Annotated in this window: 9 protein-coding genes; 2 read left to right on the top strand and 7 right to left on the bottom strand. The window is 63.2% G+C overall.

Translation table 11 applies throughout. From position 1 onward, the window contains the following. The first annotated feature begins 86 nt into the window (after window positions 1-86). Window positions 87-4964 carry an NEL-type E3 ubiquitin ligase domain-containing protein gene (locus JOE27_RS05565; RefSeq protein ID WP_239539296.1) on the top strand — a complete coding sequence of 1626 codons (4878 nt, stop codon included), beginning with the start codon at window positions 87-89 and terminating at the stop codon, window positions 4962-4964. 7 nt (window positions 4965-4971) lie between these two features. Here JOE27_RS05565 and JOE27_RS05570 read toward each other — a convergent pair whose 3' ends face one another. Continuing rightward, window positions 4972-7476 carry a UvrD-helicase domain-containing protein gene (locus tag JOE27_RS05570; protein WP_204918161.1) on the bottom strand — a complete coding sequence of 835 codons (2505 nt, stop codon included), beginning with the start codon at window positions 7474-7476 and terminating at the stop codon, window positions 4972-4974. Between the two features lie 186 nt (window positions 7477-7662). On the opposite strand from JOE27_RS05570, the gene JOE27_RS05575 reads away from it, so the two are divergent. After that, entirely contained in the window at window positions 7663-8361 is a 699-nt protein-coding gene (locus tag JOE27_RS05575) for a pirin family protein (protein WP_204918163.1), read from the top strand. 39 nt (window positions 8362-8400) lie between these two features. Here JOE27_RS05575 and pgm read toward each other — a convergent pair whose 3' ends face one another. From pgm to JOE27_RS05605, 6 genes are all read right to left on the bottom strand, one after another. After that, complete coding sequence (gene pgm, locus JOE27_RS05580) at window positions 8401-10038, bottom strand: phosphoglucomutase (alpha-D-glucose-1,6-bisphosphate-dependent) (protein WP_204918165.1); 1638 nt, start codon at window positions 10036-10038, stop codon at window positions 8401-8403. 86 nt (window positions 10039-10124) lie between these two features. Next, complete coding sequence (locus JOE27_RS05585; RefSeq protein WP_204918167.1) at window positions 10125-12386, bottom strand: ATP-dependent DNA helicase; 2262 nt, start codon at window positions 12384-12386, stop codon at window positions 10125-10127. Next, window positions 12383-14032 (bottom strand): VRR-NUC domain-containing protein, encoded by a 1650-nt coding sequence (locus JOE27_RS05590; RefSeq protein ID WP_204918169.1) that lies wholly within the window; start codon window positions 14030-14032, stop codon window positions 12383-12385. Before JOE27_RS05590 ends, JOE27_RS05585 begins: the two co-directional genes overlap by 4 nt. Window positions 14033-14144: 112 nt before the next feature. Then, a complete protein-coding gene (locus tag JOE27_RS05595; RefSeq protein WP_115274579.1) occupies window positions 14145-14636 on the bottom strand; it encodes a GNAT family N-acetyltransferase in 492 nt (163 codons plus the stop codon). 62 nt (window positions 14637-14698) lie between these two features. Next, entirely contained in the window at window positions 14699-16045 is a 1347-nt protein-coding gene (locus tag JOE27_RS05600) for a PLP-dependent aminotransferase family protein (protein WP_204920619.1), read from the bottom strand. After that, window positions 16035-17420 carry a hypothetical protein gene (locus tag JOE27_RS05605; protein ID WP_204918170.1) on the bottom strand — a complete coding sequence of 462 codons (1386 nt, stop codon included), beginning with the start codon at window positions 17418-17420 and terminating at the stop codon, window positions 16035-16037. The genes JOE27_RS05600 and JOE27_RS05605 overlap by 11 nt, the downstream gene beginning before the upstream one ends. Between the last annotated feature and the right edge of the window lie 171 nt (window positions 17421-17591).

Genomic DNA, 17591 nt, shown 5'->3' on the forward strand with positions numbered 1-17591 from the left:
GACCGACCCTTGCGGGCAACTATCTACCGCACGCCCGCTTCGCCAGCGGTGTCGACTACCGCCTCCACTCATACGAGGCTCATCCCATGCACAATGCGATTGCCCTGCACCAAGACCTGATCACTCAAGCCCTGCCCGAATGGGCCCGCACCCTGCATCCCACGCATGCCAGAGGCATCGTGCAACGCGCACGCGCGCCCTACGTGGATGAAGATGGCGCGCCTTACAGCTGGTATGCGACCGCGCAGCCAGAGCATCGTGAGCAGTTGCGCATGCTCATCGGGCGACGTGACAGCTGCGTTACCCAACTGAGCAACGCACTTGTGGGTTTCAAGGACATCACCACGTTCTGCAGCCCTTTGCTGAGCAGCCGGCTGGGTCTGAAAGTGGCCGTGGACAAGGCCCAGTACAACTTCCAGCCTTTCGAGACGGTCATCAACTACGGGCCGGGCACCGGCAGCCTGGAAGTACCGCTGGGTGCGCACCTGCAGGAAGAGACCTTTGTGACCCGCCCCGTAGGCCCTCGTCAGTCGCGCAGCTTGCTTGAAGCCGCCCTGCACAACTTCGAAGGCATCGAACAAGTCGGGCCTTACAGCGGGCTGACCTGCGCGCCCGGCGACGACACGCCCTTGGCCGGCTTGTCCCTGGCGCAATTCGTGCGGCATTGCCGCACACTGGACCTTGGCCAGCAATATCAGGATCACCTGCAGGCCATCTATGAAGGCCCGCACAAGGCGCAAATCAGTCAGCTGTCGATGCGGGCCAGCCAAGAGGAACTGCGCGTTCAGGCGTACATCGCCTCGCTCAAGGGCCTGCTGAGCGCAAAAGGCCTCGCCGCGATCAACGACCTGTGCAATGACGTACCTCAGCCCGCCTACGACGGCCATCGCCTGCATAGCTGGCGTTTGAGCCTGTTCGACATCCCGTTGCACGAGATGCTGTTCATCGGCGCCGATATACCGGATGCAATCACCCCCTGCATCGTCCACCTCCCGGGCGACGAAGAACACCCTGTGCGCGAATACCCCTCCCGTCTGGCTGCTGCCAAGCATTTCCGACAGCGGCTGCTGCACAGCACGTTCCGCGAAACCGTTATCGGGCTTGCCTATAAACGCGACCAGCCCATGCTGGCGGGCAAGCTACGGGACGCACTGTTCGAGATCGATGAGCAAGGCAGGCAACGGCCATGCAAGTCGCCGAGCTTTCACGTCTTGCCATCGCAAACAAGAACCGAGTTTTGGCCAACCCTTTACCTCGCCCACCTTGCCCGCCTCAAGGCCGACGCCAGGGTCCTGGCTGTCCCCACAGCCGATGTCGACGCCGAGGTTCATCAGAGGCACCTGCGGTACTGGCTAGATATGGGCATGAACGTGCTGAACATCGCCGCCTTCTTCGTGCCCGGCCTGAACGCGGTAATGACCGGCGTTTTCGCTTATCAACTGATGGATTCGGTGTTTACCGGCTTTGAGGCCTGGGAAGAAAGTGACACTGCACAAGCACTGGCCCAGGTTGAATCGTTGGTAATCAATGCTGCCGCGATCGCCGGTTTTGCCGGCGCAGCCAAGGTCATCAAAGCGTCAGGTTTCGTCGATGCCATGCAAGCGGTATGGCATGAAGACCGCCTGCAACTGTGGCATCCGGACATGGGCCCCTATGCCAGTCCGGTCACCCTGCCAACAGAAGGCCAGCCCGATGCACTTGGGCACTACGAGCTCGAGGGCAAACGCTACCTCATGCTGGAAGGCACGCCCTATGAAACGTTCCAGGATCCTGACCAGCAATGGCGCATCCGCCATCCCAGCGCCCCAGCAGCCTACGCGCCCCTGTTACATCATCAGGGTGACGGGCGCTGGCAACTGGCCCATGAGCAGCCTTTGCAATGGGACGATACGCAGTTGCTGCAGCGGCTTGGCCACTCAAGCCTGGGGCTCGACAGCAGCGAGCTGATCACGGCGATGCGCAGTACGGGTACAGACGCCAGTGTGCTGCGCCGCATGCATGCCAAAGGGCTGCGCCCGCCGGCTCTGCTGGAGGACATGCTGCTGCGCATACGCCTGGACAACGAGGTGCAGAACCTGATCCACCGTGTGCGGCACGGCCTCTCAATGGCTGCCTACAAGAACTATGCGCTGCCGGAACTGGTGCGCCTGCCAGGTTGGCCGCAGGATCACGTGCTCAAGGTATTCATCGGCCCCGAACCGTGGGGCGATGCGGTGCGGTATGGGGCGCTCGACACACCAGGCCAGATTGAAATCAGCATGACCCGCTCGGATCTGGAGAATGGTCAACTGGGCCATGCAGTCGTAACGCAGCTGGACGAGCGACACGTGCGAGCCATGCTCGGCGACCTGCCTTCCGACCTGTGGGCATCGGCCCTGAACACCAGGCTGGGTGAACAGCTGCAGAGCCAGCGCGAGGCGATATACCACAGTATGCTGCGCAACCATGCCCAGCCTGCAAGTGACGCGACACAGCCATTGCGCAGGCAGTTCCCCGGTGTACCACCTGGTGCCTTGGAAGAGGTCATCCAGGCGGCCAGCCATACCGAACGCGCACGCCTGGCAACTGGACGTGTGCCGTTACGGATAGCCGAAGAAGCGCGCCAGTTGCAAGCCCGCACACGGCTGGACCGCGCCATCATGGGCCTTTACCGCCCGCATTTGGCCAATAGCGACAGCCAGCAATTGACCGAAGGCCTGCTGGGCCAGCATCCGCAGGCAAGCGCCGCGCAACTGTTTGAGGTTGCGCTCGCCGACCGCGAAAACTGCGCCGCGCTGATTGGCCAGCAGCCCATCAAACCTGGCTACCGTTCACCTTTGCGCCTTGCCGCCGGCCGTATCGGCTACCCGCTCAGTGGCCGCGGTACCGGGCGCGCGACGCAGCGCCTGCGCGCGCTCTACCCAGAGCTCGACCACAGAGAACTCGGCACGTTGCAATCCGAACTGGCCCAGGCGGGCAACCTGGGTATTCAGATCAGCCGACTGGAAGCCGAGCAACGCACCTTGCGCCAGGACCTGCACAGGTGGGTTGGCGGCGCGAATGAGCTGGACGAGCGGTTCGATCGCTCACACTTTGCCGAGCGGATGCTGGCCGCCTGGGGCCGCGAAGGTGGCGCTGCCCGCGAGACGCTGACGCTGGACCGCATGCAGTTACGCACGCTGCCAACGCTCACGGCACGCTTGCCACATGTTCGCACCCTTACACTGGAAGGGCTCAGGCTCGAGCGCCTGGAAGGGGATTTTCTGTCATGCTTTCCTGGCCTGCGCACACTCGAGGTGGCCGGCAACCCGGACATGGACGCCGAGGCCTTGTTCCAGGCACTGAAATCGGCACCTGGACTACAAACGCTCAAGCTGAACGGCAATGCTTTGCCGGCCCTCTCGCCCCTGGCTCATGAGGCCCTGGCGGCCATGCCCGGCCTGCGCAACCTCAACCTGCGCAGAAACCGGCTGCAGCTGGACGCTGCCAGCCTCGCCTTGCTGGCTGGCCTACGGCTGGATGTACTGAACCTGGGCAGCAATGCCATTACCCTCGACCAAACCCTGGCCTCGGCCTTCCAGGCCATGATCCATCCCCAGGAACTGCTGCTGGATTTCAACACACTGGGCCATGCTCCCGACGTCAGCTACATGGGCCGCCTGCGCACCCTGAACCTGAACAACTGCGACCTGCGGCAATGGCCCGAGGGGTTGACGCGGCTGATGAACCAGCATCAATACCAACTGCGTCACCTGGACTTGTCATTCAACCGCATTCGCACCCTGCCCAATCTCGCGGACATCCTGCGCACCCCGTTCGCCCGGGACGTCGCTGCGCGAGCACCCGAGCGGCGCTGGCACCTCAATTACAACACGCTTGAAGCGCAAACCCGTGCGCAACTGCGCGCCAGCGGCGTCCAGGTCTTTGAACACGCACCCGATATGCCTGAATGGCAGACACTGTGGCGCAGTACCGCCTCCACCCACCAGGACCAGCTTTGGACCGATCTGTTCGACCAGGGGGAAAACGGTGAATTGCTGGGGATTCTCGAACGCCTGGTACAGTCAGCCGAGGCGCGGCATGAGCCAGACAGCCTGAGCCGCCGAGTCTGGGCCCTGCTGGAGAAAGCCGGCCGGGACACGGCACTGCGCGAAAGGCTTGCCGACGTGGCGCATGCGTATCCGCCAACCTGCGGTGACGCAGGTGCCGACGCCTTCAGCGCACTGGAGATCGAAGTGCTGGCGCACGAAGCCGCAGGCCATACCGGCGAGCAGGCCAAGACCCTGCTCGCGCTATACCGCAAGCTCTATCGCCGGGACATCGTCAACGAACTGGCCGACCGCATCAGCCTGAGAAGGACATTGCGCAAGCAGGCGCTGCAAGAGGGTATGTTCGATGCGGATCTGCCACAGTACGACTCACTGGATGATCCGGCCGCGTTTCCTGACGTCGAACTGGAAACCGGGCTGGTCGACGATATAGAAGTCCGCCTCGCCTTGCGCCAGTCCCTTGCAACCCGGCTGGACTTCCCTGAACCCAGCTGCGGCATGCTCTACCGGGACACGGCCAGGATCAACAGCACCATCATCGAGAAGGTACACAGCGCAGTGCTTGCCCAGGATGCCAGAACCGATACTCGGCAGGCGTGGATACTTGGGCAGGCCGGCTGGGTGCACTACCTCAAGCGTCACAATGCCGAAGCATTCAACCTGCTCACCGATTTCTGGCGAGTGGGCCATGACTACCTGTTCCATTGCCTGGACGGCAGCCATGAACCGGTAGCCCGCCTGGACAGCTCGGTACTTGAAGCCCTGTTGCCTGTGCTGCCGCAGAACCCGCTGGACGAAAACGGACTGCTGCGGCGTGTGCCGCTCAATGACGGCCAGTTCGACCACGCCATGCGCGCCTTGAACGAGGAGCAGCAAAAGGTCGAGCACGGCCTGCTGCTCAGCCTCACCCGGCAGGCCGAAACCCTCGCTGGCTAAGCCGCGATCATTGGCCGCGCAAGTCTTCGAAGAAGGCCTGCCGGCCATCCACCTGGCTCGAAGCCCGTGGCGCAGCGGCCGCTTCGCCGCTGGCTGCCTCGACATGCCAATAGCAGTGTCTGGCGGCGCGAGTGACCGCCACGTAGGCCAGGCGCTGTACCTCTTCCTTCTGCGCTGTATCGAACGGCTGGGCATCACCGGCACGGCCAAGGCCGGCCTGGCGATACACCTGGTTCTTGTACGGCGAGCTGGTCAGGTACTGGCAGTCGCCGAGCATGAACACTGCATCGGCCTGCAGCCCCTTGGCGCTGTGGTACGTCAATTGGCGCAGACGCCTTTGTTCGGGCGGCAATGCCGCTTCGCCTTGCAGCACGCCGGCCAGATGCTCGCTCATCAAGGCTTTATCGGCGCCCTTGCGGTACAGCATCATCACCGATTCGCCTCGCTGGTAATGCTCGATCAGCGTCTGGCCAAGCACCGCTTCGTCACGTTCGCACACCTTGACTGCCGACACCGGCAACTCGGCAGCAGGGCCCGCGGCCCGGGCCTTCTTGCCAGTGATCGATGGCGCGCCCTTGACCAGATGCTCGGCAGCATCGATGACCAGTTGCTGACAACGGTAATTGTCGACCAGCATCACCCGGGTATTGGCCGGCGAAGGGAAGGTCTTGGTGAACTCCATGAAGTACTTGGGCGAACTGCCACGCCAGCCATAGATCGACTGCCAATCGTCACCCACACACAGCAGCGAAGAGTACTGGGCGTTACGGCCGGTGTGCATGGCCGGTCCGCGGCGGCGGATCTCCGCGAGGCTGGCGCGCAGCCAGCTGACGATCTGCGGCGATACATCCTGGAATTCGTCGATCATCAGATGCGCCAACGGCCTGAGCATCGGGTCTGGCAGCAATTGCAGGTTCTCCGGGTTGTTCTCACCGAACAGGGCGAACATGCGGTTGTAGCTCATCACCGGCGGCGACTGGTTGAGCAGGTGCGCCTCGAGGGCTTTCCAGTACAGTGCCAGGGCCTCGAAGAACAAGGCATCGCTGTCGCCGGACGGGAAACTCATCGCCGCCACGGCGCTGTTGACCTCAAGGCCCAGGTTTTCGATGAAGTTGGCGGCACCGACGAAAGCATCGAGCAACGGTGCCGGGGCCAGCTCGCCCTTGACCTTGTACTCGAACCCAGGGCCCGCGACCGCGTCGCCTGCCAGCGAGGCGGCCAGGCGCCGGGCCATGGCATAGTTGTCCAGCCAGATCAGCGGCCTGTCGCAGAACGCCTGCAGCAACGTGCGCTTGACCGCCCATTCGGCGCGCACCGCAAGCTTGGCCCCCGGGCGCTGGTACTGTGCGCTTTCCGACGGGTCGAAACCAAGCACAACCCAGGCATCCAGGCCTTCCAGACGGCCATGCACATGGAAGCGGCTGCCCCGGATGTCGACCGTTTCACGGCACGGCTCAATGCCCTTGATCGGCCACACGCCCGCCGCGAACCACAGGTCCTCGATCACGTCGCACAGCTCTTCGTCGCGCTGGGCAGCCAGTTGCGTCACCTGCACGCGCTTCTGCACATCGGGGTGGTCCGGGTCCAATGGCTTGAGCTGCAGGGCTTCACGTCGCAGGGTCGCGATGATTTCGGCAAAGCGCGGGTTTTCGGCGTGCAGGTCGCGATAGCAAAGATTGAGCTGCTGGCGCTGTGCGTCGTTCAGGCGCAGGTCAAACGGGTTGCTCTCGGCGTCCGCCTCACGCCCCTCTGGCATGTCGTTGCCCAGGGTCTCGAACGCTCGCACCTGGCCGAAACCCGGCAGGCTGCGGACCAGCGGCAGAATGCGCGAGTGAAAGGTACGTACCAGCTCCCGCGCACGCGCCGGTGGCAGGTCGAGCTGCCAGAGCGAGAACACCTGCACCAGGCGCTTGATGAAGTCCTTGCGCGATTCACGGGTGAAGGTGACCACCGTCATCGCGTCCAGCTCATAGCCAAGGTAATGGCGCAACAGCAGGATGCGCAGCACCAGCGAAGTGGACTTGCCAGCCCCGGCCCCGGCCACCACGCAAGTGGACGGCGTGTCACTGAATATCAGCTTCCACTGGGCGGCACTGGGCTGCGCCTCGGCGGGCAGGCGCTGGGCTACATCGGCCTTGAAGCGCTTCTTGAGCTCAGTGGTCAGTGGTAGGCGCCAGTCGTCGAACAACCGGTCATCCTGACCGGGTACGGCGGCGGCATCAGGGCGTGAATCGCGAATCACCAGTACCTGGCGCCCCGCCTCGTAGCCTTCCACCCGTCCACGCTCTAAACCTTCGCGCATGCCATCAGCGTGGCCGCTGCGCTGGCCGGTGGCATGGCCCAGGAACCAGGAGTCGCGGTGTTGCGCTTGCAAGCGGCTCAGCCCACGGCCCAAAAGCCGTGCAGCCAGGCGGCGAAGCCAGGGCAATTGTGCGGGCGGGGTCAGTTCGGCAGGGGCCTGGGGTTGCTCGTGGGCCACGGTCACTCCGTTGAAAATCGAATCAGCGTGCATGTTCGCCGCATCGGCAAAAAATCGCCAGCGAATGCTTGCAGATCAGTGGATTAGGCGATGAATCGCACAATTCACATTGCCCAGAACAATCTAATTAAACGATGATAATTAGCCGATATTTACGCTTATTTTCGATCTTTCTTTGAAGCATCATGAGCCCATTCCACCCATTCAAGGAGCACGATCATGCTGCAACTGCGACCTTTCGAAGGCCTTGGCCACGCCAACCACGGCTGGCTCGATGCCCATCACCATTTCTCGTTTGCCGAATACCATGACCCGGCGCGTATGCACTGGGGCAACCTGCGGGTATGGAACGATGACCTGATCGCCGCCGGCAGCGGGTTCCCACCGCATCCACACCGCGACATGGAAATCATCACCTACGTGCGTGAAGGCGCCATCACCCACCAGGACAGCCTGGGCAACAAAGGCCGCACCGAATCCGGCGATGTACAGGTCATGAGCGCCGGTACCGGCATCGTGCACAGCGAGTACAACCTGGAAGACGTAGATACCCGTATTTTCCAGATCTGGATCGTACCGGAGCGCGTTGGCGATGCACCGTCATGGGGGACCAGGCCGTTCCCCAAAGGCGAGCGCGGTGAAGGCTTCGTGACCCTGGCCAGCGGCCGGGCGGGCGATGAGCAAAGTTTGCAGATCCGCACCGATGCGCGTCTGGTAGCGGCAACCCTGCGGGCAGGCGAAACGGCCGAGTACCGCTTCGATGCAGGGCGTCGAGGGTATCTGGTGCCGGCCAAGGGCCTGGTCGAGGTCAATGGGCTGCGGGCCAAGGGCCGCGATGGCGTGGCGATCGAGCAGGAAGACGTGCTGCGGGTGACCGCAATCGAGGACAGTGAGATCGTGCTGGTCGATGTGGCTTGAACAAGCAGGGCCGCGCTGCGGCCCTGCTTCACGGGTCAATCAGGCAATCGCGGCATCCACCAGTACCTGCGCCTCTGCCACCAGGCGTTGCAGGTGCGCCTCGTCGATAAAGCTCTCGGCGTAGATCTTGTAGATGTCCTCGGTGCCCGAAGGCCGCGCGGCAAACCAGCCGTTGGCGGTCATCACCTTCAGGCCACCGATGGCCTGGCCATTGCCGGGCGCGTGGCTGAGGATCTGCTCGATGGGCTCTCCAGCCAGCTCGGTCGACTTGACCTGCTCCGGCGCCAACTTGCTCAGCAATGCCTTCTGCCGCGCATCGGCCTTCGCTTCCACACGGGTAGCGAACGGCTTGCCCAGCGCCGCCGTGAGGTCGGCATAGGCCTGGCTTGGATTACGGCCGGTGCGTGCAGTCATCTCGGCGGCCAGCAGCGCCGGAATCAAGCCATCCTTGTCGGTAGCCCAGACCGTACCGTCCTTGCGCAGGAACGAGGCGCCGGCGCTTTCTTCGCCGCCAAAGCCCAACGAGCCGTCGAACAGCCCCTGGGCAAAGTACTTGAAGCCCACCGGCACTTCATACAACTCACGGCCCAGACGCGCGGTAACACGGTCGATCAGGCCGCTGGACACCACCGTCTTGCCCACGGCAGCGTCACTGCGCCACTGCGGACGGTGGCGGTACAGGTAGTCGATGGCCACGGCCAGGTAGTTGTTTGGCTGCAACAGGCCATCGGCGGTGACGATCCCGTGGCGGTCGTGGTCCGGGTCGCAGGCAAACGCCACATCGAAGCGCTCGCGCAGGCCGATCAGGCCTTGCATGGCGTATGGCGACGAAGGGTCCATGCGGATCTGGCCGTCCCAGTCGACGGTCATGAAGCGGAAGGTCGGGTCGACCTCGGTGTTGACCACTTCCAGGTTCAGCTTGTAGTGCTCGGCGATCGCCGACCAGTAACGCACCCCTGCCCCACCCAGCGGGTCAACGCCCAGGCGCAGGTTGGCGCTGCGGATGACATCGAAGTCGATGACGTTTTCCAGGTCGGCAACGTAGTGGCTGACATAGTCGTGGCGCTGGGTGGTCGGAGCCTGGAGGGCCTGCGCATGGTCCATGCGCTTGACGCCGGCAAGGCCTGCGGCCAGCAGTTCGTTGGCCTTGGCCTCGACCCACTTGGTCACATCGCTGTCAGCCGGGCCACCGTTGGGCGGGTTGTATTTGAAGCCACCGCTCTGCGGCGGGTTGTGCGAGGGGGTGATGACGATGCCATCGGCCAGCCCGCCATTGCGGCCACGGTTGTAGCACAGGATGGCGTGGGACACCGCAGGCGTCGGGGTGTATTCATCGTCCTTGGACAGCATTACCTGCACGCCATTGGCGGCCAGCACTTCCAGGGCACTGGCGGCTGCCGGCGCGGACAACGCGTGAGTATCGGCACCGATGAACAACGGGCCGTCGATGCCCTTTTCCTGGCGGTACAGGCAGATGGCCTGGGTGATCGCCAGCACGTGGTCTTCGTTGAAACTCAGGTCGAACGAACTGCCCCGGTGGCCCGAGGTGCCGAAGGCCACGCGCTGGGCCGCTACGGCAGCGTCGGGGCGGCCGGTGTAATAAGCGGTGAGCAGGCGGGGGATATCGACCAGCACGCTGGCCGGAGCCGGCTTGCCTGCCAAAGGACTGAGCGTCATGCAGAAACCTCGAGTTCAACGGATGTTGGAGTTGGAACACGCAGTGTACTGGGAGTTGCAATGAGGTGCGAAGGCCTTGCCGAGGATTATTCGCGGGCTATCTGCCACCAGTTGGGGAACATCTGCTGCACATGCGGCTCGGCGAAGCGCTGATCGATCAACACCAGCACGCCGCGGTCCTGATCGCCGCGAATCACCCGGCCTGCAGCCTGGATCACCTTGCGTACGCCGGGGTACAGGTAGACGTAGTCGAAACCAGCGCCGAACTGGCGGCCCAGCCGCTGTTTGAACTGTTCGTTGACCGGGTTGACCTGGGGTAACCCGAGGGTGGCGACGAATGCACCGATCAGCCGGTTGCCCGGCAGGTCGACACCTTCGCCAAAGGCACCGCCCAGCACGGCAAACCCGACGCCCTGGCCGTCTGCGGCAAAGCGCGCAAGAAAATCCTGGCGTGCTGTTTCGTCCATGCCTGGTGCCTGAGCCCAGGCCGAGATCGCCGGGTGCTGCTCGGCCAGCAGCGCATACACCTGCTGCAAGTATTCGAAACTGCTGAAGAACGCCAGGTAGTTGCCGGGTTGGCGCTGGTACTGCTCGGCGATCAGCGCAACGATCGGTGCCAGCGAGGCCTGACGTTCGTGATAACGGGTAGAGACCTGGCTGGCGATGCGCACTTCGAGCTGTTCGGCGCGAAACGGCGCCGCCACTTCAAGCCACGCTGTATCCGGTGGCATGCCGAGCAGGTCGGTGTAGAAATGCCGGGGGCTGAGCGTGGCCGAGAACAACGTCACGCTGCGCGCTGCCTGCATGCGCGGGCCGAGCAGTTTGGCGGGCGTTACGTTGCGCAGGCACAAGGTGGCCAGGCGCCGCTGGCGCGGGCCTTCGCGCAGGCTCACATCGAACAGGAAATGCTCATCGAACAGCTCGGCAACCCGGTTGAACTGCAGCGCCTGAAAATAGAACTGCAGGATGTGTGTATCCACTTCGACGGGCGACTCGTTCAAGCGCTCCTGGATCAGCCCGATGCATTGCTGCAGCGCACGTAGAAAGGCGTCCGGCAACTGCCCGGTGGCCAGATAAGGCGCTCGCTGCGCCTTGTACAGGGCATTCCATTGGCGGTTCAGCCGGTCCAGCGCGCTGGCCAGCCCTGGCGGTTTGCGCTGGCGCAGCGCCAGCAATTGCCCCTGGTCGAGGCTGGCGCTGTACATGCTGCGGCCACGCTCCACCAGGTTATGAGCCTCGTCGACCAGCACCGCAACGCGCCATTGGTTGGCCTGTGTCAGGCCGAACAGCAGGGCATGAGCGTCAAAGTAATAGTTGTAGTCGGCCACCAGTACATCGACCCAGCGCGCCATTTCCTGCCCCAGGTAGTACGGGCAGACCTGGTGTTGCAGGGCCACCTCGCGCAGGTTCGCGCGGTCCAGCAACGGCAACCGGGCAGCAGCCTCACGCGCCGCCGGCAGGCGGTCGTAGAAGCCTTGGGCCAATGGGCAGGCGTCGCCATGGCAGGCTTTGTCGGGGTGCTCGCAGGCCTTGTCGCGGGCAATCAGCTCCAGAGTGCGCAGCGCGGGCTGCGGCGTGGCCCGGGTAATCTGTTGCAGGGCATCCAGCGCCAGTGCTCGGCCTGGGGTCTTGGCGGTCAGGAAAAACACTTTGTCGAGTTGTTGCGGCACCATGGCCTTGAGCAACGGGAACAGCGTGCCGAGGGTCTTGCCGATACCGGTGCTGGCCTGGGCCATCAGGCAGCGCCCGGTGCTGACCGCCTTGTACAGGGTTTCGGCCAGTTGCCGCTGGCCTTGGCGAAACTGCGGGTAAGGAAAGCCCAGGCTCTGCAGCCCGCGGTCACGCTCGGCCAGGCGCTGCGTTTGCCCTTGGGCCCAGGCCAGAAAACACAGGCATTGGGTTTCGAAAAAAGCTTGCAGCTCGACGGCGCTGTAATGCTCGCTGATCAAGGTCTGGCCGTCGTTGTCCACGTTCAGGTAAACCAGCGCCACCTCGATGGCGGGCAACTGCCGCGCCTGGCACAGCAGCCAGGCATAGACCTTGGCCTGCGCCCAGTGCAGTTGGCGATGATTGGCCGGTTGGCGGGCCAGGTCACCACGGTAGGTCTTGATCTCTTCAAGACGGTTTGCGGCGGGGTCATAACCGTCGGCGCGGCCGCGCACCTGCAAGCCCTGAAAAGCGCCTTCGAGTGCGACCTCCGCCTCGTACCCGGCGGCCCGCCTGGCCACTACCCGGCGATGGCCCTCGATGCCCTCCTGGGCAGTGGGCGACGGCGTGAAGCGCAGGTCGAGGTCACCGGCCTTGGCAGTGAACTCACACAAAGCGCGCACCGCCACGCGATAGCTCACTCGCCCTCGCTCCAGCGCACATGACAGACAGCCACCGGCAAGCCGTGCTCGGCGCAGAATTCCAGCCACCGCAACTGGTTGTCCTGAAGGCGGTCGCCCGGGCCTTTGACCTCGACCATGCGGTAACGCCCCTGCTCCGGCCAGAACTGAATCAGGTCAGGCATGCCGGTGCGGTTGTTACGTATGTCCTGCAACAGGCGCAGGAAACACTGCTTGAGGTGCGCCGCGGGCAGGCAGGCCAATGCCTGCACGAGCAAGGCATGGTTGAGCATCTGCCAGAACACGAACGGCGATTGCAGCCCTTGCTTGGCGGCATAGCAGTCGAGGATGGCCTGCTGATGCGAGCCGTCGTCGAGCCGGCCCAGACAAGCATCGAACTGTACGGCGCGCCGCTGCTGGAAGTCGCAGTCGTGCAGGTCTTGCGGTGCAGCCTGGAAGGGGTTGAAGAACGCGCCGGGAATCGGGGCGAAGATCGCGTCCCAGCACAACAGCCCGAACAGGCTGGTGAGCAGCGTGTTCTCGACGTAGTGAACCTGCCCGCCTGCTTGCGCCAGGTGCTGCCGAACAGCCTCCTCGACACCCAACGCGGCCTGCTCGCGAGGCAGCTCGAGCTCGATCACCTGCGCGGGTGTGGCACGCCGCCGGCGCTGCGCCGGCCCGCCCAGTTTGCGCACCAGGCGCGGCACCATGCGCTCAAGCGCCTGCACTTCCAGGGCATTGGCAGGCGTTTGGGCCAGGTGCAGGGCCAGGGCATACGCCTCTTGCCAGCGCTCGCTGCGCTCCAGCACCCGCACCTGGCGGATGCGCGCTTGCGCATGGCTGCTCTGGGCATACACCGTCAATGCCAGGTCCCAGTCGCCAAGGCGCTCGCACTGCTGGCCCAGGGCAAACAGCAAGCGCGCGTGACGGCGGGCCAGCCAGGGGTTGTCGCTGCGCCAGCCCGCCAACGCCTGAAGGATCGACGCAGGCGCCTCAGCCAACTCCAGACGCTCGGCGCACTGGTGCAAAGCCATGGCCAGGTCGACGTCGCTGCGCTGCTGCAAGGCACGCGAGGCGGGGCTGAATGGCACTTGCTCGAAACGCAGCACGCCCAGGTCAGCAAGAACAAAATCGGACCAGTCCTGGTACAGGTTGCCAAAGAACAGCAGACGCATGCGATCGCACAGCGGCTGCAGGCACCACTGCACGATGCCCACCGGGGCACTGACGAACCAATCGGACAGTGACCTGGGCGCCAGCTCCAAGGCTTGAAGTTGCGCGAGCAGATCGCCTTTGGCCGCACGCGGTCGGCTCAGAAGGCCTGCAAAACCGCTGGCCAGTTCCTCCTTGCGCAGCAGGACGAACAACTGCTCCAGGCTCAACTGCTCGGGTTCACGCACCCAGCCCAACGCCTGCAGTGGCTGCAAGGCCGCACGCGTATCGCCGATCTCGGCATAGTCCAGCCGGTCACTGCGAAACAGCTCGCCCTTGCGCATCACCATGCGCACCAGCAGCGCCTGGGCTGGCTCTTCGAGCCTGGCAAATGCATGGATGAAAGCCAGCTCCTGGGTATCGAGCAGGTCGGCATAGCGGTGTTCGACCCACAGCAGCACCTGGCGGAAGTTATGCAGGTAGTAGAGCGGGTCGTCGACGGAATGGGCGATCACAGGGCGGGGTCGGGCAGCAGGAACGGACACTGTTTATACATACAGATAACGCCTGCTGGCAAGCCCCGTGGGTCAGGCTGGCAAACAACCGACCAATGGCGCTTGAGCCACGTCAGAGCGCCATGACCATCTCATGCCAGGCCATGCCGCCGTGGTCCGAGGGCGATGGCTTCACGTACTGGTAGCCCATCTTGCGGTACAACTCGACATGCTGCTGCTTGCACATCAGGTGGATGGTGCGCTTCTCGAGCGCAGCCATCCGCTGCACGAACGTATTCATCAGCAGTTTCGCGTAACCCTTGCCCTGACAAGCCGGGTCCACCACGACGGACATGATCACCACGTTCGCTGCCGCCGGGTCATGGCCTACCAGCTCCTTGAAGGCCTCATCGGACATCACCACCTCGTGGGCACAGCCACTGTTGATGAAGCCCACGACCTTGCCGTCGACCTCAAGCAGGAGGAAACCCTCTGGGTACTGCGCGATACGGGTGCGGATCTTTTCAAGGGTCGCGGCTTCATCCCCCTCGTACGCGCCAATTTCAATCTCGTAGCAGCGTTCGGCATCCTGGGGAACAGGTTGGCGAAAATGTGGGGTGCCCATGCAGAGGCTCCTGAATATGAATGAACAGGGCACCATGATACGTGACACGCCAGGGCTGGCGATCAGCTTTTGCTGCCAGCCTGCCGTCCTCGACGCGGCGCCAGCACCTGTTTCAACCGGTAGAGCGCCTCGCTCAGCGCTTCTGGCCGGTCGCCTGCCCAGGTGAGCGCCAGGTAGTGCTGATAACGCCCCTGCACGCTGAACCGCGCACCTGCCAGTACTTGCAAGGCCGGACCAGACAAAGCTGACGAAACGCGATCCAAGGCGATTGGCTCAAGCATGCGCACCCACAGGACATACCCCCCGTCAGGCATGTCAAAGGCCAGCTTCCCGCCCAGGCAAACATTGAGTTGATGGCATAAATGCTCCATACGCTTGCGCAGCTCCAGCCGACGTCGGCTCAATTGCCCGTCGACCTCGCCGTTGCTGAGCATCTGCGCCAAGGCCTGCTGACGCACAGGAGGTAGCTGGAAGGCTCGTCGGGAAAACCTTTCGCCAAGGGTGCCATGCAGGCCCAGCACATACGCATAGGGGGCCTCGGCACCGACCAACGCTTGCAGCGACCCCAGCACCAACAGCCACCGCTGGTCGACCCAGTCACGCAAACGTGCCCCCGGAGGGGTGTCGAAACAGTGCTCGCTGTCCAGATCGTTTTCCAGCAGCCAGACAGGATGCGAGGCCAGCAAATGGGCAATCTGCCGCTGGTCCTGTTGCGACATCAACCGCCCCGTAGGCATGCCAAGGCATGACGGCATGACCATCATGCGCACCGACTCACGCCCCAACAAGCGAGCCAGGCTGCCGAGGTCAGGGCTGCCGTGGTTGTCGACGGGCATCTCCAGCACATGCAAGCCAAAGCGCTGCAAAACCCTCAGCAAACGCCAGCAGCACGGCGATGCGACCAGCACCGTGCTGCCATGCAACGCCAGTGCTTCGAGCAGCGTTTCCAGCAAAGCCTGCATGTCGGGCCCCAGGTGCACATCTTCAGCACGCCAAGATTGCCGGGACGATCGAGTGTAACGTTCGGCCAATACATGCCGCAGGCGAACTTCTCCCGAGCTCTGGGTACCGGGCAATGAACGTGCACGCTGTCGCGCCAGCCGTCTTTCGTGAGCGAACAACGCACGCTCCATCGCCGGATGCGCCAGCATGGCCTGGTCCGACTCTGCAGTGGCCGTCACGCCGGTGATGGCACCGGCCGGCACAAAGTACCCGGATTTAGGCACCGACAGCACCCGCCCTTCATGTTCCAACAACCCGTAGGCTGTTTGTACAGTGGCCAGTGAAACGCGCAGGTGCCGCGACAGGGCACGCAGTGAGGGCAAACGGCGCTCCCCTCCCCGCGCGGCCTCATCGATAAGCGCTTGCAGATATCGATACACCGTCTGGTAAGCGAATTCACGCCCCATCAGGTAAGCCCCCACAGGCAGGCAAACCAGCAGCGGGCCGGCAGGCCAGTAGCGCCAGATGCACATCACGCCGTGCCAGGTTTGCCAGCAAGGGCCAGGCGCTGTGATGCAAACGCCCTTCGTAAATAGCTCGCAATTGAGCAAGGGACAAACCACTGATGTTTACCAACCAATCCTTGACGGGATCGGGACAAGGTTTGCCCTGCATGACGCGATGCAGATAAGGCAGTGCCACCAGCATATCGGCGTGGCAGCATTGCAGAAAGCGCTCCAACCTGCGCCCCTTGTTGGCGAATGGGCTGTGGAACATGCAAACGAGCTGAGTGTGCTCAAGGCCATAGGCCTTGGCAAAACGGCTTTGCTGCGATGCCTGTGCTAGCGCCCTTTCGCAATGCAGACGCGGCGCCGGGCCTGACTCAACAGGAGCATTGCAGCGCGACCGCAGCTCATGCAACTGGGCCAACGCCAGCGGGTCGAGAAAACTGGCCAGTGGCATGGTCTTCTGCACAGGCTCGAAGTGGCACTCCATCATCAAGTCCAGCTCACCTTCACTCAGTAGCTGGGGCAACAGGTCGTCGAGGGTAATCAGCCTGACCGGAAGGTCCGAGTGACGCTCGGTAACCGGTTTTTCCGGCTCGCCAAGTGAAGCGCCGGCAGTGTTGTGCAACTGACTCAACCGCTCGGCAAGCGTCGCCATGCACTGATGCAGGTTCGCCCTCCCTCCGTCACCGGCCTGGCGCAGCCCCCTGCGGGCCCACGCCAGGTAACGCAGGCGCTGTCGCGCAGGCATGGCGGTGACCATTGCATCGACTGCCGGCTGGCCGTCAAGCGCCAGACACAGCGCTGCACCCAGTTCCAGGTGCATGCGACTGCCCAAAAGTGCTTCGGGCCGCGCATCGACAAGATGGCCGAACACAAGCAAGGCGTCGCGCGCCAGCGCCCAGGGTTCGACCGCCAGATAGGGCCTTCGGCTGAACGAAACCACCTGCCCGGCTTCGAGCATCTGGAGCTGCACCCGTGGATCGTCATGCAGAAACAAGGTACTGAACACACGCTCATGTTGCTCAAGAAGCGCGTTGCTGGCCGCGGGTAAGCACACCGCCACCACCTGCAACTGAAAGGTGACAGGTGCACGCTGGGCAATACTCAACTGGGCCGCACGCAAGACCGCCAGCAGCCGGGCGCTATGGCAGTCTGCGCCTAGCAGCACGAGCAACCTGAACGTACCGATATATTCCGGGCCACCTGCGGCTACCAGCAAACGCTGGACCAACAGCTGCAAAGAGGCGCGCTGGACCTGGGACATATGGCCCAACACGCGATCCAGCACCTGTTGGTAAATATGGTGCATAGCTTGGTCGTGGATATTGCTCACATGTCACCTCACTACTTCATTCTTTCCACCGCCAACAATGCACTTTTTCATGAATCAATAGGCGGCGAATCAAGCCTGAAGAAATTTCCTACAAAACTTTAAGAGAAATTGAAGTGACGAATTACTGTCGCCATGCCATTGAGAGAAATGAACCCCTGCGTGAGCCCTCCG

The organism is Pseudomonas sp. M5 (genome assembly GCF_016907075.1).
GTDB classification, from domain to species: Bacteria; Pseudomonadota; Gammaproteobacteria; order Pseudomonadales; family Pseudomonadaceae; genus Aquipseudomonas; species Aquipseudomonas putida_E.